The 22,914-nt window shown below is 58.0% G+C and carries 23 protein-coding genes; 21 read left to right on the top strand and 2 right to left on the bottom strand.

Going from position 1 to position 22,914, the window contains the following annotated elements:
* From BLL52_RS05065 to BLL52_RS05165, 21 genes are all read left to right on the top strand, one after another.
* A complete protein-coding gene (locus BLL52_RS05065; RefSeq protein WP_075585634.1) occupies positions 1-909 on the top strand; it encodes an XrtA-associated tyrosine autokinase in 909 nt (302 codons plus the stop codon).
* Complete coding sequence (locus tag BLL52_RS05070; protein WP_075585635.1) at positions 906-2,372, top strand: TIGR03016 family PEP-CTERM system-associated outer membrane protein; 1,467 nt, start codon at positions 906-908, stop codon at positions 2,370-2,372. Before BLL52_RS05065 ends, BLL52_RS05070 begins: the two co-directional genes overlap by 4 nt.
* A gap of 3 nt (positions 2,373-2,375) precedes the next feature.
* Positions 2,376-3,500: an XrtA/PEP-CTERM system-associated ATPase gene (locus tag BLL52_RS05075; protein ID WP_075585636.1), complete on the top strand. Its 1,125-nt coding sequence runs from the start codon at positions 2,376-2,378 to the stop codon at positions 3,498-3,500.
* 33 nt (positions 3,501-3,533) lie between these two features.
* Positions 3,534-4,370, top strand: coding sequence for an XrtA system polysaccharide deacetylase (locus BLL52_RS05080; RefSeq protein ID WP_075585876.1), 837 nt, complete (start codon positions 3,534-3,536; stop codon positions 4,368-4,370).
* The gene (locus BLL52_RS05085) at positions 4,342-5,382 is read left to right on the top strand and encodes a FemAB family XrtA/PEP-CTERM system-associated protein (RefSeq protein WP_075585637.1); all 1,041 of its coding nucleotides are present in this window, start codon (positions 4,342-4,344) and stop codon (positions 5,380-5,382) included. Before BLL52_RS05080 ends, BLL52_RS05085 begins: the two co-directional genes overlap by 29 nt.
* Positions 5,383-5,390: 8 nt before the next feature.
* Positions 5,391-6,611, top strand: coding sequence for a TIGR03087 family PEP-CTERM/XrtA system glycosyltransferase (locus BLL52_RS05090; protein ID WP_075585638.1), 1,221 nt, complete (start codon positions 5,391-5,393; stop codon positions 6,609-6,611).
* Entirely contained in the window at positions 6,608-8,200 is a 1,593-nt protein-coding gene (gene xrtA / locus BLL52_RS05095) for an exosortase A (protein WP_075585639.1), read from the top strand. Before BLL52_RS05090 ends, xrtA begins: the two co-directional genes overlap by 4 nt.
* A 4-nt stretch (positions 8,201-8,204) precedes the next feature.
* A complete protein-coding gene (locus tag BLL52_RS05100; RefSeq protein ID WP_075585640.1) occupies positions 8,205-10,112 on the top strand; it encodes an XrtA/PEP-CTERM system amidotransferase in 1,908 nt (635 codons plus the stop codon).
* Between the two features lie 68 nt (positions 10,113-10,180).
* Positions 10,181-11,134, top strand: a complete 954-nt coding sequence (locus tag BLL52_RS05105; RefSeq protein WP_075585641.1) for a hypothetical protein — start codon at positions 10,181-10,183, stop codon at positions 11,132-11,134.
* 5 nt (positions 11,135-11,139) lie between these two features.
* Positions 11,140-12,015: a glycosyltransferase family 2 protein gene (locus tag BLL52_RS05110; RefSeq protein ID WP_075585642.1), complete on the top strand. Its 876-nt coding sequence runs from the start codon at positions 11,140-11,142 to the stop codon at positions 12,013-12,015.
* Positions 12,016-12,022: 7 nt separating this feature from the next.
* Positions 12,023-13,492 (top strand): lipopolysaccharide biosynthesis protein, encoded by a 1,470-nt coding sequence (locus tag BLL52_RS05115; protein ID WP_075585643.1) that lies wholly within the window; start codon positions 12,023-12,025, stop codon positions 13,490-13,492.
* A 27-nt stretch (positions 13,493-13,519) separates the two neighbouring features.
* The gene (locus BLL52_RS05120) at positions 13,520-14,347 is read left to right on the top strand and encodes a glycosyltransferase family 25 protein (protein ID WP_075585644.1); all 828 of its coding nucleotides are present in this window, start codon (positions 13,520-13,522) and stop codon (positions 14,345-14,347) included.
* 34 nt (positions 14,348-14,381) lie between these two features.
* On the top strand, positions 14,382-15,524 hold the full coding sequence (locus tag BLL52_RS05125) for a TIGR03088 family PEP-CTERM/XrtA system glycosyltransferase (protein WP_075585645.1): 1,143 nt from the start codon (positions 14,382-14,384) through the stop codon (positions 15,522-15,524).
* A 105-nt stretch (positions 15,525-15,629) separates the two neighbouring features.
* Complete coding sequence (locus tag BLL52_RS05130) at positions 15,630-15,872, top strand: CopG family ribbon-helix-helix protein (protein WP_075585646.1); 243 nt, start codon at positions 15,630-15,632, stop codon at positions 15,870-15,872.
* Complete coding sequence (locus BLL52_RS05135; RefSeq protein WP_075585647.1) at positions 15,862-16,146, top strand: type II toxin-antitoxin system RelE/ParE family toxin; 285 nt, start codon at positions 15,862-15,864, stop codon at positions 16,144-16,146. The genes BLL52_RS05130 and BLL52_RS05135 overlap by 11 nt, the downstream gene beginning before the upstream one ends.
* Before the next feature lie 88 nt (positions 16,147-16,234).
* Positions 16,235-17,383 carry a non-hydrolyzing UDP-N-acetylglucosamine 2-epimerase gene (gene wecB / locus BLL52_RS05140; RefSeq protein ID WP_075585648.1) on the top strand — a complete coding sequence of 383 codons (1,149 nt, stop codon included), beginning with the start codon at positions 16,235-16,237 and terminating at the stop codon, positions 17,381-17,383.
* 16 nt (positions 17,384-17,399) lie between these two features.
* The gene (gene wecC, locus BLL52_RS05145; RefSeq protein WP_075585649.1) at positions 17,400-18,620 is read left to right on the top strand and encodes a UDP-N-acetyl-D-mannosamine dehydrogenase; all 1,221 of its coding nucleotides are present in this window, start codon (positions 17,400-17,402) and stop codon (positions 18,618-18,620) included.
* Between the two features lie 95 nt (positions 18,621-18,715).
* Positions 18,716-18,919: a hypothetical protein gene (locus BLL52_RS05150; RefSeq protein ID WP_075585650.1), complete on the top strand. Its 204-nt coding sequence runs from the start codon at positions 18,716-18,718 to the stop codon at positions 18,917-18,919.
* A 20-nt stretch (positions 18,920-18,939) separates the two neighbouring features.
* The gene (locus BLL52_RS05155) at positions 18,940-19,332 is read left to right on the top strand and encodes a hypothetical protein (protein WP_075585651.1); all 393 of its coding nucleotides are present in this window, start codon (positions 18,940-18,942) and stop codon (positions 19,330-19,332) included.
* Complete coding sequence (locus BLL52_RS05160; protein ID WP_075585652.1) at positions 19,329-19,610, top strand: antitoxin; 282 nt, start codon at positions 19,329-19,331, stop codon at positions 19,608-19,610. Before BLL52_RS05155 ends, BLL52_RS05160 begins: the two co-directional genes overlap by 4 nt.
* 69 nt (positions 19,611-19,679) lie before the next feature.
* The gene (locus tag BLL52_RS05165) at positions 19,680-20,897 is read left to right on the top strand and encodes a TIGR04063 family PEP-CTERM/XrtA system glycosyltransferase (protein ID WP_075585653.1); all 1,218 of its coding nucleotides are present in this window, start codon (positions 19,680-19,682) and stop codon (positions 20,895-20,897) included.
* A 123-nt stretch (positions 20,898-21,020) separates the two neighbouring features.
* On the opposite strand, the gene BLL52_RS05170 is transcribed toward BLL52_RS05165, so the two are convergent.
* Together BLL52_RS05170 and BLL52_RS05175 are read right to left on the bottom strand one after the other, a co-directional pair.
* Positions 21,021-21,692: a class I SAM-dependent methyltransferase gene (locus tag BLL52_RS05170; RefSeq protein WP_198930596.1), complete on the bottom strand. Its 672-nt coding sequence runs from the start codon at positions 21,690-21,692 to the stop codon at positions 21,021-21,023.
* A gap of 171 nt (positions 21,693-21,863) precedes the next feature.
* Positions 21,864-22,913, bottom strand: coding sequence for a hypothetical protein (locus tag BLL52_RS05175; protein WP_075585655.1), 1,050 nt, complete (start codon positions 22,911-22,913; stop codon positions 21,864-21,866).
* Between the last annotated feature and the right edge of the window lies 1 nt (position 22,914).

Here is a 22,914-nt window from a genome sequence, read left to right on the forward strand (position 1 = left end):
ATGAGTAGCTTGATTGAACAGGCAGCCAGGCGACTGGAACAACTGCGCCAGGCCGGTGTCGACATACCCGCCCCACCCACTGCAGCAGCCATTTTAAAAGTCGCTCCGGCAGAGCCGCCACCGCTTGAAAAACCGGTGGTGACGTCACGCCGGGTTGAGTTAAATGTGGCTGCCATGGCAGACGCAGGCATCATCGACCCCAATTCGCCGCGTTCCGAGATTGCAGATCAATACCGTGTCATCAAACGCCCGTTGATCAAAAACGCCATGGGCAAGGGCGCTTCCATCCTGGCCAACGGCAACCTGATCATGGTGACCAGCGCTTTGCCCGGTGAGGGCAAGAGCTTCACCGCCATTAACCTGGCCATGAGCATTGCCACCGAGTTGGACAACACCGTGATGCTGGTTGATGCTGATGTGGCGCGGCCATCGGTTATGCGCATGCTGGGCCTGCCTGCCGGGCCGGGCCTGCTTGACCTGGTGCTAGATGACACCATGGACATGTCGTCCGTATTGCTCAAGACCAACGTCGACAAACTGACTATTCTGCCCAGCGGCACACCGCACCCGCGCGCTACAGAGCTTTTGGCAAGTGATGCCATGGTCAGGCTGCTGGAAGACATGGCGGCGCGCTATCCGGACCGCATCATCGTGTTTGACTCGCCGCCGTTGTTGATCACCACCGAATCGCGCGTGCTCGCCACCCACATGGGCCAGGTGGTGCTGGTGGTGCACGCGGGCAAAACGTTGCAGTCTGAAGTCAAGCAAGCCTTGGCGACCATTGACGCATGCCCTGTCAAACTGCTGCTGCTCAACCGCTCGAGCTCATTGTTCAAGGGTGGTTATGGCTACAACTATGGCTATGGCGGTGGTTACGGCTACGGCCGATCAGAAGAGCAGGCAGCATGAAATCACTGCGCATGACCTTACCTACGGCGGCGCTGGTGCTGCTGCCATTACCCGCGGCCTGGGCGCAAGATACCGCGCGGACTATTTCCATCGTGCCGCGCGTATCGGTGACCGAAACCCTGACCAACAACGTGGCGTTACAAGGTAACAACCCGCAGTCTGATCAAATCACCGAAGTCAGTCCGGGTATCCGCATCAGCATTCAAGGTGCGCGGCTCAAAACTTATTTTGATTATTCGCTGAACGAAATTTACTACGCCCAGGGCAGTTCTGGCACCCGACAGCAAAATGCGCTGAACACCTTTGGTACCCTGGAAGCCATCGATAACTGGGCCTACCTTGATTTCAGCGGCAATATCTCGCAGCAGGCCATCTCTGCGTTTGGCACCCAGTCCGTCAACAACACAGCCATCAACGCCAATCAAACCGAGGTGGCAAATTACCGCCTGTCGCCCTACGTCAAAGGACGCTTCGGCAGCTTTGCCAACTACGAGGCGCGCATCACCCGCTCGGTAACCTCTGCCGACAACGCCACTGCCTCCAACACCGCCAGCACCAACAGCGTGGTGAGGGTCAGCAACGCGTCGGCGTTTCGCAGTCTGGGCTGGGCGGCAGATGTTGCGCGCCAGCAAGTGAGCTACAACGCCGGACGCGCCACCGAGTCTGACAACTACAGCCTGGGGCTGACCTATGCCATCACACCGCAGGTCAACGTGTCGGCCAACGCCGGCCAGGAATCCAACAACTACACCAGCCTGGACAAACAAAGCTACAACACCAGCAGCGTGGGCTTGAACTGGCGCCCTTCGGAACGAACCACGTTGTCGGCTGTCAGCGGCAAACGCTCGTTTGGTAACACCCACAACTGGAGCTTTGAGCACCGCAGCGCGCGTACGTTGTGGCGGTTTTCTGACAGCCGGGATGTTTCTGTCACACCTAACCAAAATGGTTACGTGGGCATTGGCACGAACAACGCTCTGCTTGTGGGACAGTTGGCAACGCCGCCGTCAAATGCCATCAACCCGACAAACCCAGTGGTCAATAGTTTCCTGATTTCGGGCGTGTCGCTGCAGCGTCGGCAAGACCTGTCTTTTTCCTTGCTGGGGATTCGTGACACCATCACTTTTTTTCTGACCCGCACCGAAAGCAGCCGTCTGGATACAGTCACCAGCGCGGTGGATAGCCTGTCCAACGGAGCTACCGTCAATCAAGACGGCTTTAGCGTCAACTACAGCCACCGTCTGACGCCAGATTACACGTTGGGGGCCCTACTGTCCCGGCAAAACACTTCAGGCGGCACCACGGCCCAGGAAACCACGCTCAAGTCTCTGAACGTCAACCTCACAGGCAAAGTTGGTCAAAAAACAGCGGCTTCGCTGGGCCTGCGCCGTGTGGTCTCTGACAACCTCACCAACCCTTACACCGAGACAGCGGTGACGGGTAACCTCAATGTTCAGTTCTAGCCCATGTATGCAGACTTTTTCGGATTAAGCAGCGAACCGTTCCAGATCAACCCTGATCCACGCTTCTATTACGCTAGCAAACAACACAGACGCGCCAAGGCTTACCTCGAATATGGCGTGATGCGTAACGAGGGTTTTATCGTGATCACCGGCGAGGTGGGTGCGGGCAAAACCACTGTGGTACGCGGCTTGCTGGAAGGCCTGGATGCCGACAAAGTGGTCGCCGCCAATCTGGTCACAACGCAGCTTGATGCTGAAGACACCCTGCGCATGGTGGGTGCTGCGTTTGGTGTACGCGTGAAAGACGTCTCCAAGTCCGACCTGCTGATGGCGCTAGAGGCCTTTCTGGTCAACCACACCAGCCAGGGCAAGCGCTGCCTGTTGATCGTGGATGAGGCGCAAAACCTCACCCACCGGGCGGTGGAAGAGTTGCGCATGCTCTCCAATTTCCAGTACGGCCAGCAGGCCTTGCTGCAAACTTTTTTGATTGGCCAACCCGAGTTCCGGTCCATTTTGCAAAGCCCGGGCATGCAGCAACTGCGCCAGCGGGTGACCGCTACCTGCCATATTGGCCCGCTCGACCTGGCGGAAACCCAGGGCTACATTGAGCACCGCCTGAAGTGCGCCGGTGGCAAGCCCGAGCGGCCGAGCTTTGACGAAGCCGCTTTTGAAGCCATTTTTAAAGCCACCAACGGCATTCCCCGGCGCGTCAACTTGCTGTGCGACCGCTTGCTGCTGTCGGGTTTTCTGGCCAACAAAGACACTTTTGACCTGGCAGCTGTCAATGAAGTGACCACTGAACTCAATGAAGAGTCGAGTGCGCCCATCAGAACGGTCGCCGCATCACCCGCGCCAGAAGGCCCAGGCTGGACGGACTCTTTTACCCAGGGCCTGGGGTATGCCACCGCGCCGCTGGATGTGGATTTGACACAGTTGCATCTACCGGCCAGCCTGGGACAAGCCATCTCCGGGCAGATTGCCACGCTGAATGCCGAGCAGTACGATATTCGGCTGCGCCGTCTGGAAGGCAGCGCCCTGCGGCTGGAGCGCATCAATCTGGAGATTTTGGTGATGCTGCAGCGCCTGGTCAAAGTCGCCAGCGTTGAACCGCCTGACAAAGAGGGGTGACCCAGCGTGTCGATACCGCCCATCACCAACGCCATGACGATTGATGTCGAAGACTACTTTCAGGTCTCGGCATTTGCCCCCCACATTGCCCGTGCCGAATGGGACACGCGCGAGTGCCGGGTCGAGCGCAACATCGACACCATTCTGGAAATGCTTGACCAGCACCAAACCAAGGCCACTTTTTTCACCTTGGGTTGGGTGGCCGAGCGCTACCCGCAATTGGTGCGCGACATCGTGGCGCAAGGCCACGAGCTGGCCAGCCATGGCTACGCTCACCAGCGTGCCAGTGACCAGACACCGGACACCTTCCTGGAAGATGTCCGCGTTGCCAAAAATATGCTCGAAGACCTCTCAGGCCAGGCAGTGATTGGGTACCGTGCTCCTAGTTTTTCCATTGGCAAGAGTAATTTGTGGGCCTATGACACGCTCTTGGAAGCCGGCTACCGCTACAGTTCCAGCGTCTACCCGATTGCGCACGACCACTACGGCATGCCGGACTCACCCCGCTTCAGCTACGAAGTGCGCCCGGGTCTGATCGAAATCCCCATCACCACGGTGCGGCTGTTTGAGCGCAATTTCCCGTCGAGCGGCGGCGGCTACTTCCGGCTGCTGCCCTACCCGGTGTCGCGCTGGCTGATTCGGCGCGTGAACAGCCGTGACCAACAGGCTGGCATGTTTTACTTTCACCCCTGGGAGATCGACCCCGGGCAACCACGCATTGCTGGCATCAGCGCCAAAACGCGCTTTCGGCATTACGTCAACATTGCCCACACCCAAGCCCGGCTGAAGCGTCTGTTGACCGATTTCAGCTGGGGGCGTGTGGACGACCTGTTCCTGAAGCATGACCACTGTCAAACGTCTCACACTTGACGACAGCGCGACCGCCCAACGCTGGGACGCGTTTGTGCTGGCCTGCCCTGACGCCACGTTTTTCCACCGCTCTGGCTGGCAACGCATCGTCACCGAGGTGTTCAAACACGACAGTTATTTTTTATATGCGCAAGGCCCTGACGGCAGCATCGAAGGCGTGTTGCCACTGGGCCATATCAACAGCTGGCTGTTTGGCAACTCGCTGACCAGCCTGCCTTTTACCGTGTACGGCGGTGTCGCGGCCAGCAACACGGCAGCCGCAGACGCGCTGGAGCAAGAGGCGCAAGCCATCGCCCAGAAGCTGGGTGTGGCGCATCTGGAACTGCGCTGCGTAGACAACCGCCACCCCGACTGGCCCACGCAAGACCTGTATGTCACCTTCCGCAAGGAAATCTTGCCCACGGAAGACGCCAACATGCTGGCCGTTCCGCGCAAGCAGCGCGCCATGGTGCGCAAAGGCATTAAAAACAACTTGCGCAGCGACATTGACGCCAACGCAGACCGGTTTTTTGCCCTGTTTGCCGACAACGTGCATCGCCATGGCACACCCGCCCTGCCCAAAAAATACTTCACTGCACTGATGACGGTGTTTGGCCCGGACTGCGAAGTGCTGACGGTGGTCTCGCCAGACGGCAAGCCCCTGAGCAGTGTGCTGAGCTTTTACTTCCGCGATGAGGTGCTGCCCTACTATGCGGGTGACGATGAAGCCGCCCGCGATCTGGCCGCCAATGACTTCAAATACTGGGAGCTGATGCGCCGAGCCTGTTCACGCGGGCTCAAGGTGTTTGACTACGGCCGCAGCAAGAAGGGCACCGGCCCTTACGCCTTCAAGAAGAACTGGGGCTTTGAGCCGACCCAATTGCACTACGCCTACCGCCTGTACAAGGGCGACAGCATTCCGCAAAACAACCCCTCCAACGCCAAATTCAAGCTGCTGATTGAAACCTGGCGGCGCATGCCCATTGGTCTGGCCAACTGGCTGGGGCCATTCATCGTGCGTAACCTGGCCTGACACACGCCATGGGCAAGCTACTTTATTTGGTGCACCGCCTACCCTACCCGCCCAACAAGGGTGACAAGGTGCGCTCGTACCATTTGCTCAAGCACCTGACGCAGCAGCACCAGGTTTATCTGGGCACCTTCATTGACGACCCGGCTGACGAGGTGCATCTGGCTACCGTTCGCGCGCTGTGCCCAGACCTGCATGTGGCGCGCCTGAACCCGCGCGCCGCCAAGTTGCGCAGCCTGGCCGGCCTGCTCACCCAACAGTCGCTCAGCCAGCACTATTACCAAAACGCGGGTCTGCAAACCTGGGTGCAGCAGACGCTGGCACAACATGACATCGACGCGGTGGTCATCTTTTCATCGGTCATGGCGCAGTACATCGACGCACGCTCCAGCCCGCCGATGCTGGTCGATTTTGTCGATGTGGATTCGGCCAAATGGACGCAATACGCCCCAGACCACCGCTGGCCGCTGTCATGGCTGTACCACCGTGAAGGCGCACGCCTGCTGGCCTTTGAACGGCGGGTGGCGCAACAGGCAAAGCGCTCGTTTTTTGTCACCGACAACGAAGCTGCCTTGTTCAGGCAGCACGCGCCGGAAAGCGGATCAAAAGTGGACGCCATCAGCAATGGCGTGGATGCCGAGTTTTTCTCGCCCGACGCAGCCCGCCTGTCACCTTACGCGCAGTCTGGCAACGACCCTGCGCAGATCCCGCTGGTGTTTACCGGCGCCATGGACTACTGGCCCAACATCGACGCGGTCACTTGGTTTGTGGCCGACATCCTGCCCGCGCTGCGCCAAGCCTGGCCCAGCCTGTGTTTTTACATCGTTGGGCGCAACCCCACACCTGCTGTGCAGGCGCTGGCCGGGCCTGGGGTGGTGGTGACCGGTACGGTGGATGATGTACGCCCGTATCTGCAACACGCCGCGGTGGTGGTGGCGCCGCTGCGGGTAGCGCGCGGCATTCAGAACAAGATTCTTGAAGCCATGGCCATGGCCCGCCCGGTGGTGGCCTCAACGTCCTGCGCACAGGCCATTACCGCCGAGCCTGAAACCGAGCTGCTGTCTGCCAACGCTGCGGCAGAATTTATCAAGCAGGTAAGCGCCTTGCTTGCGTCCCCAGAGCGTTGCACCAGCGTGGGGGTCAAAGGCCGCCAGCGGGTGTTGCAAGATTACAGTTGGCACGCGCATTTATCCAAAATTGATCAGCATCTAAGCCCCACTACCCAGCCATGAGCACCACCACGCAACGCCATCCACCCAGTCAGTGGCCCACCGCCAGCCTGGCCCTTGCGCTGCTGATTGCCTGGACGCTCGCCTGGTACTTTGACACCGCCAGCGCCATCGTCGGCATCTGGTGGCGCTCGGAGACTTTCACCCACGGTTTTCTGGTGGTGCCTATCGTGCTCTGGATGGTGTGGCACAAGCGCGCCCATCTGGCCCTGCTGCAACCCCAACCCAGCCTCTGGGTGTTGGGGCTGTTGCTGCTGAGCGGTCTGGGTTGGTTGCTTGGTGATCTGGTGGCAGTCAACGCCCTGACGCAGCTGGCCCTGGTGACCATGCTGGCGCTGCTGGTCCCGATGCTGCTGGGTATGGCGGTGACACGCACGCTGGCCTTTGCGCTGGCCTTTTTGTTTTTTGCCGTGCCTATTGGTGAGTTCGCCATGCCCCAGCTCATGGATTGGACGGCTGACTTCACCGTGACCGCGCTGCGCCTGAGCGGCATTCCGGTTTACCGCGAAGGGCTGCAGTTCGTCATTCCGTCTGGTAACTGGTCGGTGGTGGAGGCCTGCAGCGGCGTGCGCTACCTGATTGCCTCGCTCACCGTGGGCACGCTGTTTGCCTACCTGAACTACCAGTCCACCAAGCGCCGGGTGCTGTTCATCATCGTCTCGATCATCGTCCCGGTGCTTGCCAACTGGCTTCGCGCCTACATGATCGTCATGCTCGGCCACTTTTCGGGCAACAAACTGGCCGCAGGGGTGGACCACATTATTTACGGCTGGGTTTTTTTTGGCATCGTCATCATGCTGATGTTTCTCGTTGGCGCGCGCTGGTCAGAGCCCGAGCCCAGTGTCAGCGCAGCAGACCTTGACGCGGTCACTCAGCGAAAACCACTACCAGGCAAACCCAGCCCGACAGCGCCCGCTTTTGCGCTGGTGGCCGTGTTGGCTGCCGTCGTGGTGGCGCTGCCACTGACGGCGCGCTGGGGCTTGGACCAGGCGCAAAACAATGCGCCCGTGCAGCTTGTGGCACCGCCCCAGCTGGCGGCGGGCTGGGCCGCGCAAGCCATACCTGACCTTGAGTTTCAGCCCGCGTTTGACAGCCCCTCGGCCCAGATCAACACCACCTACGCGCTGGGCGAGCAACGCGTGGGCGTTTACGTGGGTTACTACCGCCAGCAAAACTACCAGCGCAAGCTCGTCAGTTCAGCCAACGTGCTGGCCCAATCCGATGACCCAATCTGGGCACAGGTTGCCAATCGCGGCAAAGACATCAACTTTAATAGCAAACAAATCAATATCCGCGAGGGTGAGCTGCGAAAAGCATCCGTAAACACCAGCTCAGGTGAAGACCGCCTGACCGTCTGGCTGGTGTATTGGGTCAACGGCCAACTCACCGCCAGCAACGCCCAGGCCAAGCTGCAGGGTGCGCTGCAGCGTCTGCTGGGGCGCGGTGACGACTCGGCGGTGTTGATCCTTTACACCAACAAGGGTGAGGGCGACGAGGGTGCGCAGCGCCTTCAGGCGTTTGTGCAGGCCAACGGCGCGCAGCTCACCGGCCTATTGGAAGCCACTCAACACAACCAACGTCCCCCGAACTGAACCTATGTGTGGCATTGCCGGACTTTTTGACACGCGCAGCAAGCGCAACTTTGCGCCCGAACTGATGACGCGCATCAACAATGTGCAGGCGCACCGTGGCCCCGATGAACTCGGCCTGCACCTGGAGCCGGGCCTAGCCTTTGGCCACCGGCGCTTGTCGGTGATTGACCTGTCCACCGGGCAGCAGCCGCTGTTCAACGAAGACAATAGCGTGGCCATCGTCTTCAATGGCGAAATCTACAACTACTTGGCGCTGACTACCGAGCTCCAAGCGCTGGGCCACACCTTTCGCACCCGCAGTGACACCGAGGTCATCATCCACGCCTGGGAAGCCTGGGGCGAAGCTTGTGTGCAGCACCTGCGTGGCATGTTTGCCTTTGCCGTCTGGGACCGCAACCAGCAAACGCTGTTCCTGGCGCGCGACCGCATGGGCGTCAAACCGATGTTTTACGCACTGCTGCAGGACGGCAGCTTTATTTTTGGCTCTGAACTGAAGGTCATCACCGCACACCCGGACTTTGTCCGCAGCATCGACCCACTGGCAGTTGAAGAGTACTTCGCCCTGGGCTATGTGGCCGACCCGCGCTGCATTTACACCGGCGCGCACAAACTCGCCCCAGCCCACACGCTGACTCTGGGCCACGGCCAAGGCCTGCCCGAGCCCAAACCCTACTGGGACGTGAGCTTTACGCTTGCCAACCCGATCAACACCGAAGATGCAGTGCATGAATTGCGCGCGCGGCTTGACGAATCAGTGCGCCTGCGCCTGATGGCCGAGGTGCCGCTGGGCGCCTTTCTGTCTGGCGGAGTGGATTCCAGCGCGGTGGTGGCCACCATGGCGAGTGTGTCCACCACCCAGGTGCGCACCTGTGCCATCGGTTTTGACGACCCCAAATTTAACGAGTCCGCCTTTGCCCAGCAGGTGGCCGAGCGTTACCACACCGACCACCATCTGGAGATCGTCAAAAGCGACGACTTTGACCTGATCGACACGCTCGCTTGGCTCTACGACGAACCCTTTGCCGACAGCTCGGCCATTCCTACCTACCGTGTTTGCCAGCTGGCACGCAAACACGTCACCGTGGCCCTGTCAGGCGATGGCGGTGACGAGAGTTTCGGCGGCTACCGGCGCTACCGCCTGCACGCGGCAGAAGAGCGTGCGCGCAGCAGTCTGCCTATGGGCCTGCGCCAGCCTATTTTTGGCGCGCTGGGGCGTCTGTACCCCAAGCTGGACTGGGCGCCGCGCATGTTCCGCGCCAAAACCACCTTTCAGGCATTGGCCCTCGATTCCACGCAGGCCTATCTGCACAGCGTCTCTGTGCTACGTTTAGATGAGCGTGAGGCGCTTTATTCATCTGGGTTCAAGCGTACTTTGGCGGGGTATCGCGCGCAGGAAGTATTCAAGCAGCACGCCGCCAACGCCAACACCACCGACCCGCTGGCGCTGGTCCAGTACCTGGACTACAAAACCTGGCTGGTAGGCGACATCAACACCAAGGTCGATCGCGCTGCCATGGCGCACTCGCTTGAAGTGCGTGAACCGCTGATGGACCATGAGCTCATTGAATGGCTGGCTACGCTGCCCAGCAGCCTGAAGATCCGCGGCCAGGAAGGCAAATGGCTGCTGAAAAAAGCCTTTGAGCCAAGCTTGCCTAACGATGTGCTGTACCGGCCCAAGATGGGCTTTTCAGTGCCCTTGGCCAAATGGCTGCGCGGCCCCTTGCGCGAGCGCCTGCAGCAAGCGGTGCTGGGCCCACAACTCGAAGCCACCGGGTATTTCAATCCGCAGACACTGCAAACCATGGTGCGCCAGCACCTCAGCGGCCAGCGTGACCATTCGGCACCGTTGTGGACGCTGTTGATGTTTGAGGCCTTTTTGCGGCAGGCGGCAAAGGCCCCGGAAAATTTATAACAAATCGGCCTCTAGACCTTATGGAATAAGCGCTAAATGCTATTTATTTCATATCATTCTGCCGCCGCATGAGTAGCCACCAACCACCTTGGGCTGTGGTCATTTTTGCCTGCCGTGAGTCTTTGCCACAGTTGCAGCAGACGCTGGATGCTGCGTTGGTGTCGGGCGCTTCCTGCGCAGTGATCCACGTCTTGGTCAACGGTAACCCCGCACTGGGTAAGGCTCTGGTCACCGAACTGGACCGGCGAGACATTACACAGCCCAAGTTGGCCGCTAGCCCGGCGGTTCAGGTCTGGTCCATCCCGATGGGTGACAAGGCCAATGCTTGGAACCAATACATTCACCGGATCTGGGCGGGTGAAGCCATTGCTTTTTTCATCGACGGTTATGTCAGGCTCAACCCCGATGCGATAGGGCTTCTGAGCCGTGCCGTCATCGCCAACACGCGGGCTTTGGGTGGAACCGGCGTACCCACCATGGGGCGTTCAGCCAAGGCGTTACGGGAAAACATGATCGTCAACACCGGATTTCACGGCAATTTTTGTTGCATCAAGGGCGAAACCATCCGGCAAATGCGTGACCAACCTATTCGCCTGCCCGTTGGGCTGTACCGCACGGACAGCCTGATGGGTGCCATTTTGTGCTTTGCGCTCGACCCCGGCAGCCATGTCTGGGAAGATCACCGCATCCACGTACACCCCACTGCTTCATGGCAAATCGACCCGGCCAAGTGGTGGCGCATCCAAGACCTGCGCGCCTTCTTCAAGCGCTACTTTCGCCAGGTTCGCGGCAAAATTGAAAACGCAGCTTTTGCAGACCACCTGGATCGACGCCTGCTCTCGCCAGCAGAACTTCCGGCCACGGCTCGCCAATTGGTTTTGGAGTGGGTTCAAAGCTGCCCTGCGGACTACAAGCGACTGGCGCAGAGACATTGGCTGATGGCGTCGGCGCTTGAGTCGGTACACCAAACGCCTGTGGCACCCCCGAGCAGTTCTGAGCCAGAACTGCTTTGGCAAAGCTAGCCCTTATGTGTGCCGCGTTGTGTCAAACCGTGCCTCACATCTCTTTGGTTGTATGTACCCGCAACCGGGCCTCTGCGCTGCCGACCTGTTTGGCGGCACTGAATCGCCTCGCGTCAGACGTTACTTTTGAAATCGTGATTGTCGACAACGGCTCTACCGACCACACCGCTAATGTCATCGCCGAATTTGCTTTGACAGCGCAAGTTCGTGTCGTTGTGATGCACGAAGCAAATAGAGGGGTGTCACACGCCAAAAACGCTGGAATTCGGGTGGCTCAGGGCGAGATCATTGCTTTCACAGATGACGACTGCTACCCCGCTCCTGACTACCTGAATGCCATCACGCAGTGCTTCCAAGATCAATCCATCGCCTATGTTGGCGGGAAGGTGCTGCTCTTCGACCCATCAGACCTCCCGATCACTATTCAGCCGCTTAACCATGAAGTCGCCTTTCCGACCGGGTGTTACATCAGCCCCGGCCTGATCCATGGGGCAAATTTTGCATTCAGACGCCGTGTTTTTGACGTCGTGGGCGGCTTTGACACCAAACTGGGCCCTGGAACGCCGCTGACGGCAGAAGATGTTGACATGCTGCAGCGGGCATCCATCGCAGGGTTTTCCGGCGCCTACACGCCCTTCGCCGTGGTTTTCCATCATCACAGGCGGCAAACCAAACAGGATGAAAAGGATATTCTGCGCTCGTATGCGCTAGGCCGCGGCGCGTACTTTTTCAAAGGCTTAAGTCAACGCGAATCCAGACGCCTCTTCATTTGGCCCGTCCTGAAACGGGTTGGCGGGCATATCGCGTACCTGCGTTTCACCGAGTTTTTTCACGAACTACAAGGCGCGCTCATTTACTGGCAGACCCGCCACCTGCCTTAATCTGGCCATGTCCAACCGCCACCCATCCGCTCCAAAGCGTGCCCTGATCCATGGCGCGCTGTGGGCCGTGGGCACACGCTGGATGATCAAAGGGATGGGCTTCGTCAGCACCGTCATCGTCGCGCGTTTGTTGCTTCCTGCTGATTACGGCATTGTGGCGATGTCCATGCTGGTGGTCGGCTTGATCCAGGCCATGCTGGACTTTGGTGCGTCTACCGCGCTCCTGCGCAAGGGTGCCGTCACAGAGGCAGAGGTCGATTCCGCTTGGACTTTGCGGCTGCTGGAAGGCTGTGTTGTCAGCCTGCTTCTGCTGGGTGCGGCCCATCCAAGCGCGTTGTACTTCCAGGAGCCCCGCGTTGAAGCGGTAATGTGGGTACTGGCCGCCTGCATTGCCATCAGCAGTGCATCGAATATCGGTTTTACCCTGGCGCAAAAAGAGTTCAATTTTTCGCTTGAATTTCGTCACAACCTGATCTGCAAATCCATGGGTTTAGGCGCCACCATTGCTGCGGCTTATCTGTTGCGTGATTACCGCGCCCTGGTCATTGGTGTCGCTACTGGCTACACCAGTGGCTGCATCATGAGTTACGTCATGCACCCTTACCGACCCAGTTGGAACACCACCAAAATCGCCGAAATCTGGGCGGTGACCAAATGGCTCATGCTGGCCGGGGTGGGCGGTTTCTTTTTGCGAAAAAGCGACGAGCTCATTGCGGCCCGTATCGGCACCACCGGTGAATATGGGCTGTACAACATGGGCGCAGACCTGGGTCAATTGCCCACCGGCGAACTCGGGCCAGCCATGCTGCGAGCGTTTTTGCCGGTGCTGTCCACCATTCAAGACGATGTGGTTCGCACCAACCAGGCGGTCCTCAAGACCTTATCTGCGGTCAATGCCATCACGCTACCGGTGGGTTTGGGTTTTGCCGCCGTAGCCGTGCCTGCCACCACCCTCATTTTGGGTACGCGCTGGCAGGAGGCTGCCCCACTGGTTGCGCTCTTTGCCGTCGCAGGTGTGATTCAGTTCTTAATGTCGCCGCTTTCCACGCTGCTGATTCTGCGGGGGCACACACGCCTGCAAAACCACATTGTGTGGTCCGAGTTTGCTGTATTTGCGCTGTGTAGCCTTGTTTTGGTACCGCAAATGCACCTTCTGGGCTTGGTCTGGGCGCGCATCACCGCCAGCAGCGTCAATGCCATGGTCACAGCCTTTTGCGCAAGTTTTTATTGCCAGGTAGCGCTTGGCGCCACTATCAAAAGACTGTTGCGACCTGCTGTGGGTGCGGTTGGCATGTATCTCTTGGTGAACCTGGTGACACAACAGATGTCTGGGAGTGCCTGGAGTTTGGCTACTGGCATCACGCTGGGTGCACTGGCGTATACCGTGTGGATGACGCTGACCTGGTTTGCCGCTGGCAGGCCTGAAGGGTTGGAATCAACCGTCTTCGACTACTTTGCATCCCGCAAGCCCGCCTAACGTCAACTGGAAAACATTTTGCAAGCGATGCCTGTTTTTGTCGTCAGCCTCAAAACCGCGACTGATCGACGAGCGGCTCTCAAGTCACATCTGGATGATTTAGGCATCCGATTCGAATGGTTCGATGCCATCAGGGGCGATCAACTCAGCCTGCCCTACCGCCAGCAGGTCAACCCTGTCGGCAATATGTCGCCCGGGCAACTTGGGTGCTACTTGTCACACATTCACATCTATGAACAAATCATTGCGCAAGCGCTGCCGGTTGCGCTGATTCTGGAAGACGACGCCGTCCTTCACCCTAGCGTGAAAAATCTTATTGAAACCGGTTGTCTGAATCTGGATTTTGATTACTGTTTTTTAGGCAGTGATGACTGCGGTGATGCCGGCTATGTCTATTACGACGCGGCTAAACCTAGCCGGTTAAGCACTCAGCACATGGCGTTTCCACTGTCATCTGGCCCCTTCTGCCTGCATGCCTATTGCATCACGCTGGAAGGTGCCAAAAAACGCGTGGCATGCGCCTATCCATTACGCAGGCCCATCGACCATTACCACGACCTGCCTTACAGACCGCGCATGATGACAGTCGTGCCGATGGTGGCGTTTGTCAATGAATTGAGCGCCGTGCAATCCATGTCTTCTCTGAACTGGTCCGGGTTGCAGACACGGGCTCGCAAATATCGGTGGTACTACCCGCTACGCGACCTGTTAAAACTGAAATTTGTGCGTAAGCTGATTGCCCTGCAACGAACCCCGTTTCCGCACCCAGGCCAATGGCGGGCGCTTGAATCGGCGTTCAAGGTGGTGCGCAAAAGCCGCCTGAAGAATGTAGCGGATGCCAACTGGCGCAAATGATGCAGGCGTTCTTGCATCCAAAAGTAGCACAACCATGACACAGCACATCGTTCACGTTCTCTACCGCTTTGCCGCCGGCGGGCTGGAAAATGTCATTGTTCAATTGGTCAATGGTTTACAAGAGGCCGAGTTCAGTCACACCGTGGTCGCTCTCAGCACCATTGACGACACCTTTTCGCGCCGTATTACCCGCCAAGACGTTCGATTCATTGCGCTGAATAAGCCTCCTGGCCAGCCTTTTCGGATGTATCCGACCATGTACCGGCTGCTGCGTCAACTCAAGCCCGATGTGTGGCACAGCTGCAACCTGGCTGCGCTGGAATTCACACCCATTGCGGCTCTTGCCGGTGTGCCGCTGCGTGTGCATGCCGAACACGGTTGGGACGTAGCCGACCCCGACGGCAGCAACCGCCACTACCAGTACCTGCGCAAGTTTTATCAGCGCTTTGTGCACAAGTATGTTGCCGTGTCCGAGCAATTGGACAGTTACCTGCAGCAACGCATCGGGCTGGCACCTCAGCGGGTTCATTTGTTCCCCAATGGCGTGAATACCCAGTGCTTCAGGCCTTGGCGGGCGGGCGATCAACTACCCACGGGCTACCCCTTCAACAGGCAGGAGCACTGGGTGGTAGGCACCGTCGGCCGTCTGGAGCGCATCAAGAACCAGCCCTTGCTCGCGCAAGCCTTTGTGCGTCTGGTGCGAAGCCAACCCGTAGGTGCAGAGCGCCTGCGCCTAGCCATTGTGGGCACCGGCCCGCTGGAAACCAAGGTGCGCGAAATCATGCAAGAGGCTGGCTTACTAGATCGTCTGTGGCTGCCCGGCACCCGAGCCGATGTGCCAGAGGTGCTGCGCGCGTTGGACTGCTTTGTGCTGCCATCCCGGTCTGAAGGCACCTCTTGCACCCTGCAGGAAGCCATGTCCACTGACCTGCCATTGATCGCAACGGCTGTGGGCGGCAACCCTCAATTGCTAAACCATGGCCAACGTGGCCAACTGGTGCTCAGTGACGATGCGCCTGCGTTGGCCGCAGCCATTGCCCGTGTCTGGCACACCGATGCCACCCTACCCCAGCCTGGCACCAATCGCGCATTTGCTGAGCAACACTACAGTCTTGAGGTGATGCTGGCGCAGTACCAAACGCTGTTCTTGGGCAACCCAACTCACCAGACACCTTGAAGCGGCTCGCAGGGAAAAGGGGCCAAGCTTGAATTACTGCAAGCGAGCTACCGCGCGAGCTCCATGACTACAATGTGTACAAGTCAACATACGGAGTACAACACCATGTCCACGACTATGACTATTCGCCTGGAAGACACTATGAAAGATCGGCTTGAGCAACTCGCCGCCGTCACCCAGCGAAGCAAATCCTTTCTTGCTGCTGAGGCCATCCGCGCTTATGTAGAAAGCAACGAGTGGCAAATCTCCGAAATCCACACCGCACTCAAAGAAGCTGATGCTGAGGACTTCGCCACAGAGCAAGACGTGGCAGCCCTCACCCTCAAGTGGGGCGAGCGTGAAAATTAAGTGGTTACGGGTCGCGCTGCAAAACCTCGAAGACGAAGCCACCTATATCGCCCTTGACAGCTATCCAGATGCGCAGACCGCAGTGCAGCGTGTTCTTGCTGCGGTTGCTCAGCTCGCTGAGCAACCGGGTCTCGGGCGACCAGGTAGAGTGCCCAACACCCGCGAATTGGTCGTGCTGAAAACACGTTACCTGGTGCCCTACCGCGTTCGCGGCGACACCGTCACCATCCTGCGCGTGTTTCATACATCCCGACGTTTACCCAAACGCTGGTGAGTCCTTGCCCGTCGTATCCCCCATGCTCAGCACCATTGACGATGCCTTTGCAAGCCGCAATTACACTTTGAAGCCTATGTGAGCCCCCATGACCCCCACCCCCAAAGTCCTCATCATCTTCGGCACCCGCCCAGAAGCCATCAAAATGGCGCCAGTGGTCAAGGGCTTTCAGGCCGCAGCACCGCAGATTCAAACCGTGGTCTGTGTCACCGCCCAGCACCGCCAGATGCTTGACCAGGTGCTCAAACTCTTTGACATCACCCCCGAGCATGATCTGAACATCATGAAACCCGGGCAAGACCTGTTTGACATCACCTGCAACATCCTGAGCGGCCTCAAAGGTGTGCTGGCTGCCGAGAAGCCAGACCTGGTGCTGGTGCATGGCGACACCACCACCACCTTTGCCGCCAGTCTGGCCGCTTATTACGCAGGTGTCCCGGTAGGCCATGTGGAAGCCGGCCTGCGCACCGGCAACAAGCGTGCGCCGTTCCCCGAAGAGATCAACCGCAAACTCACCGGCGCCATTGCCGACCTTCACTTTGCCCCCACCGACGCCGCGCGCGCCAACCTGTTGCGCGAAGGCGTTGACCCCGCCACCATCTTTGTGACCGGCAACACCGTGATTGACGCATTGCTGGCAACCACGCATCGGCTGCAGAGCCAGCCAGAACTCAACGCCGAATTTGATAAACACTTCAGCTTTCTGGACCGCACCAAAAAACTCATTCTTGTCACTGGCCACCGCCGCGAAAACTTTGGCGAAGGCTTTCAAAATATCTGTCTAGCCCTTGCTGATATTGCCTGCAGTGCTCCTGATATTGAAGTGCTTTACCCGGTGCACCTGAACCCCAACGTGCGCCAGCCGGTGGCCGAAATTCTGGCTGCGCGCAAGTTGAGCAATGTGCACCTGATTGACCCGGTGGACTATTTGCCGTTTGTTTACCTGATGAACCGCGCCCACATCATCATTACCGACAGCGGTGGCGTGCAGGAAGAGGCACCATCGCTGGGCAAACCGGTGCTGGTGATGCGTGACACCACCGAGCGCCCTGAGGCCGTGGCGGCTGGCACGGTCAAACTCGTGGGCACGTCGCGCGAAGCCATCGTCAAAGAATGCCTGAACCTGCTGAGCAACACGGCCGACTACCAGCGCATGTCGCAGGCGCACAACCCGTATGGGGATGGGCAGGCGACACAGCGCATTGTTGATACTGTTTTATCCAACCAAAAGCGTTAAAAAAAGGGATCTTGTCATGGCACGCCTGAGTCAAAAAATCATCGTTATGGGTCTGGGCTACATCGGCCTGCCCACCGCCTCCATGCTCGCCACCAAAGGCCACCAGGTGCTGGGGGTGGATGTGAGCGAACACGCGGTCAACACCATCAACAGTGGCCGCATCCACATCATCGAGCCTGACCTTGATATCTTGGTGCGGTCCGCCGTCAACAGCGGCAACCTCAAGGCGTCCCTTACCCCCGAAGAGGGCGACACCTTCATCATTGCCGTGCCCACGCCTTTCATGGAAGTGGACGGCAACCCCAAGGCCCCCGACCTGACCTACGTGGAAGCTGCCACCCGCGCCCTCGTGCCTTATCTGCGCGAGGGTAATCTGGTCATTCTGGAATCCACCTCACCCGTGGGCACCACCGAGTTCATCTACAAAACCATTGTGGAGATGCGCCCGGAACTGGCGGGCAAGATTCACGCCGCGCATTGCCCCGAGCGGGTGCTGCCCGGCCACATTTTGCGTGAGCTGGTGGACAACGACCGTATCGTTGGTGGCCTGACCAAGACCGCCAACGAGCAGGCGCAAGAACTCTACAAAAGCTTCTGCAACGGCGCCATCCTCCTTACCGACAGCAAAACCGCCGAACTCTCCAAGTTGGTGGAAAACTCTTTCCGCGATGTGAACATCGCCTTTGCCAACGAGCTGTCACTGATTTGCGACCACCTGGGCATCAACGTCTGGGAAACCATCTCATTGGCCAACCGCCACCCGCGCGTCAACATCCTGCAGCCCGGCCCGGGCGTGGGTGGGCATTGCATTGCGGTGGACCCGTGGTTCATCGTCTCCAGCGCGCCAGAGCAAGCCAAGCTCATCAAAACCGCCCGTCAGGTGAACGATGCCAAACCCCTCTGGGTGATCGACAAGGTCAAAGCCAAGGCCGCCCGTTTCAAAGACCCGGTGATTGCCTGCCTGGGGCTGGCCTTCAAAGCCAATATTGACGACACGCGTGAATCGCCCTCGCTGGAGATTGTGAAAGATTTAATAGCGCAAAACGTAGGCAGGGTCATGGCTTGCGACCCCAATGTGCGTGCCGAGAAGCTCAGTTTCCCGCTCTATGACCTGAAGCAGGTGCTGAAAGACGCCGACATCTTGCTGCTGCTGGTGGACCACACCGAGTTCAAAGAAATCGACCCGGACTCGATCCGCGACAAGGTGGTGATTGATACCCGGGGCGTGCTGCGCTGAAAGCAGTAGTGCGCTGGCGCTGGCAAAGCAAGCAACAAATCGATTACAAGACCTGATGCCTAAAATGGCCATCACGTTTGAATTGGAGAGCCGCCATGCAAGTCACCGCCATGCAAGCCAAGAACAGATTTGGCGCTAACGGGAAAGGGGCCAGGCTCGGATTACTCCAAGATCTCCGCAATGCTGTTCAGGCAGGCACAGCCAGTGGCCCGGGGCTTGATGCCTTGAGCGTCTTTGAGCGGCTGGAAAGCAAATACAAGACGATGACACCCAGGTCGGCAACAGACATTGCCATCTAATGTGTGCTTAAAATGCACACATGTCTACTCGGCAAATCTTCAACTGGAACCCTGAAAAAAACCTTTTACTGATACGCGAGCGAGGTATCTCTTTTGAACGAGTCGTTGTTGAAATTAGCAGCGGCAATGTTTCAATCCACGCCCCTTACGGGGCGAATTTGGAAGAGGTTACCCCTCTCCCAAATGAATTCTATCCCCCTGAAGGGGGAGGTTTCAAACCAGGATCAGTTTTTGATAAATTGGCGGTGCTTGACCACCCTAATCAGGCCAAGTATCCCGGGCAGAAAATCTCAATGGTGCAAGTTGACGACTATGTGTATGCCGTGCCGTTTATCGAAACTGAATCTGAAATTTTCCTGAAAACCATTATTCCAAGCCGCAAAGCTACCAAGCAGTACAAGAGGAAACCATGACGACGCCGACCATCTACGACGAAGAAGAGCTGGAGATATTGCAAGCATGGGAGTCTGGTGCGCTCAGGCCAGTGGACGGCATGGCGCAGCAGATCAAGAACCATCGTGCTGTGGCTGAAGCCACCTTCAAGAAAGATCAACGCTTAAACATCCGGATTTCGTCCAGAGATCTGAAAGGCATCCAGGCCCGCGCACTTGAGGAAGGCATTCCCTACCAAACATTTGTGGCCAGTGTGCTACACAAGTTTGTCAACGGCCATCTGGTTGACCAACGCTAGCCTGAAAGTGCACGCCTGTTGTCTCTGGCTGTCATTCTGGGCTCAGCCCGAACAATGAACGGGTAAACCATGCGCATCCTTCACGTTCTGGACCACTCCATACCGCTGCACAGCGGCTACACCTTTCGCACAGCATCCATCCTGCGCGAGCAGCGGGCGCTGGGGTGGGACACGTTTCACATCACCTCACCCAAGCAGGGTGTGACCAAGGCGACCGAAGAATCCATTGACGGACTGCACTTTTACCGCACAGCGGGTGGCACCGGCCTGATGGCCGAGCTGCCCGTGGGCCGCGAAGTGGCGCTGATGAAAGCTTTGGAAAAGCGGCTGGAGCAGGTGGCCCGCATCGTTGAGCCCGACATCATCCACGCCCACTCGCCCGTGCTCAATGCGCTGCCCGCCCTCAAGGTGGGGCACAAGCTGGGCATACCGGTGGTGTATGAAATACGCGCGTTTTGGGAAGACGCTGCGGTGGACCACGGCACCACCAACCAGGGCAGCCTGCGCTACCGTGCCACACGCTCACTGGAAACCCGCGCCATCCAGCGCGCTGACCACGTGTTCACCATTTGCGAAGGCTTGCGCGCTGACATCGTGGCGCGCGGCATTGCCAGCAGCAAGGTCACCGTGATTCCCAACGCGGTCAACGTAGAGTCGTTCCAGCTCGCCAGCCCGCCAGACCCAGCGCTGCTGGCTAAGTTGGGCTTGACCGGCAGTACCGTGATTGGCTTCATTGGCTCGTTTTACGCCTACGAAGGGCTTGACCTGCTGCTCGATGCGCTGCCCAAACTGCTGCAGGCCAGGCCAGATGTCAAACTGCTGCTGGTGGGCGGCGGCTCGCAAGAAGCCAACCTGCGCCAGCAGGCGCAGCAACTCGGGGTGGCCGACAAAGTGGTGTTTGCCGGGCGCGTGCCGCACCAAGAAGTTACCAAATACTACGATCTGATCCAAGTGCTGGCCTACCCGCGCCACCCCATGCGGCTGACCGAACTGGTCACACCGCTCAAGCCGTTGGAAGCCATGGCGCAAGGCCAGTTGTTTGTGGCCTCAGACGTGGGCGGCCACAAAGAACTGGTGCAGCACAACCAGACCGGCGTGCTGTTCAACGCTGGCAGTGCCGACGCCTTGGCGCAGTCGCTGCTCGGCCTGCTGGACAACCCCAGCCTGTGGCCGGTGCTGCGCGCCAACGGCCGTGAGTATGTGGAAAACGTGCGTAATTGGAAAAACAGCGTGGCCAACTATGTGGGGCCGTATGAGGCGCTGACGGGAGACAGCGACAAGAGGTAATTTCTTAAGCAGTAAATAAGCCTCTAGCCCATATAAATAAAGGGCTTTGTGCTATCGAAAATAAATTACAGTTCTGATGCCCCCTGTACAGATTGTTAAACGGTGTCCCCCGCAATCAGCAACTCATTTATCAAATATAAAGAACCGGTGGTATGGGTTTTCTTTGACCCGATAGGTCTTTACCAGTCTGCAAATTGAAGAGAGGTCTTTCGTGACTTTTTCTAACAAATAATCAAGCTTATTGATTTCCCAGTAATGCTCCCCATCAAACCGATGTTCTTCAGGCTTTGACCCACGCTTTGGTATTAGTCGATCAAATGCTGCAATCTTCGGAATTTGCACTTGAACCCTGTTGACCCTTTCTGAATCTGGCAAGCTGATCACCACGTGCCGCCGACTTACCCGCACCATGTCTTTGAAGGCAAGCAATGCGTCTGAATATGGCAAGTGCTCCAGCATCTGAAAAGCACAAACGACGTCGTAAGTGGCATCGTCAAATGGTAGAGCCAATGCAGACCCAACATGGTCTGGATTCAATTCAGGATCAAGATCTAGAGTTTCTACTTTGACGTTGAATTGTCCAGCAAGCTTCTTAAAGAGCCCTGGGCCAGGACCAATTTCAAGCACCTTGTCAGGCTTGAGTTTGATGACTTCGTCCAGTTGGTGCCAAACGCTCGTCCATCTCCCCTTGTCCATGTAAGACTGAAACTCGTAATGAGAGGAATCGACCTGTTTTGTTAGATTCATAATTTGCCCTAAAGGTGAAAAGTTTGGTGGCAATAGTATGTCGTTCAAGTAACCGCATCATAAGCAGGCGGTGCAGATACGCTGGCGCAATCTTTGCTGATGTTGCCTGGCAACATCGCCTCGTAATCGGTGCTGTGCGCCAATGGCCGTAACAGCGAGGTCTTTAAGAGAGAAATCAGCTTCCAGCCCGTATATATAAAGCGCCGAATGCTATTGTTTTTAATCTGCATTGACTGCAGTTGCCGCGGCTTGTGTGAGCAGACTAACGGCCAATGCGTTGAAGTGGCCGTCATACGGGCCAACCTCCAGTTTGAGTGGCGAGCGGGCCGCATGGGCTGCAAAAATTGGCGCTGTATCCACCACCACCGCACCGGCAGCGCGGGCCAAGTCGATGAACCTTTGTCGTGCCGGATCCGGCTGAAGTGCTCCTCTTTCAATCGCCCTGCGGTCGCTGTCCAGAACGATGATCAGTTTGCCCCGAACGTGCGGTTTAATGCGCTCGAAAAATGCGCCGCCCACCACGTCAACCACGTGCATGGCCTGCACTTGCTCGGCTTTTGCTTGCGCGGCAGTTGCTTTCAGTTCAGGGTGCTGGGCGACGGCCGATTTGGTAGGCAGCAACAACTTGTTGAACAAGCCTTGTGGCGTTACCCGGAGTTGACTGACCAGATACTGGGCAAGTGCTGAATGACGCAACAGCCGCTTGGTGGCGCCTGACGGCGGCAGGGTCTCAACCCGAGGCGCCAGCGTTTTAGGGTCCAAGCAAGGGCCATTCACGTTGCCAGATCCGCACAATGACTGCCGCACGTCACCGCGCTCCATCAGGATCACAAAATCGCGCACACCCAGATGCTCGTCTGCATAGCGGACCCTCTGCGCATAGTCCAGCAACGCGGTGCCAGGCCCACCCATGGCGTAGACCGGTCGGGAGCTCAGCTGTCGCTCCAATTGCGCTGCGGGCCGCTCGGCAATATCGAGCATGGACGCCTCCACAAAGCTGTCGCCGATCAAGGCAACCGCCTGCTCGTTACGCACAAAATCATGCTGGGCCGCGTAGCCCAGATTGTTGGCTTGCATTCGCTGTGCGTTGCGCAGGTCCCATCCGGTAGAGACAACCCACCTGTGTCTGGCCGGGTAGGTCAGGATGACAGGGTCGGTGTAATAGCCGGTTTCTGTCGATGTCGAAACGGGCAACACCCTGCAGCCGAGTTCAAGCAACAACAGCAAGCCTGCCACACCGCTGAACCATAAAGCCACTGATCGGATCATG

This window comes from Rhodoferax antarcticus ANT.BR, from assembly GCF_001938565.1.
Lineage (GTDB): Bacteria > Pseudomonadota > Gammaproteobacteria > Burkholderiales > Burkholderiaceae_C > Rhodoferax > Rhodoferax antarcticus.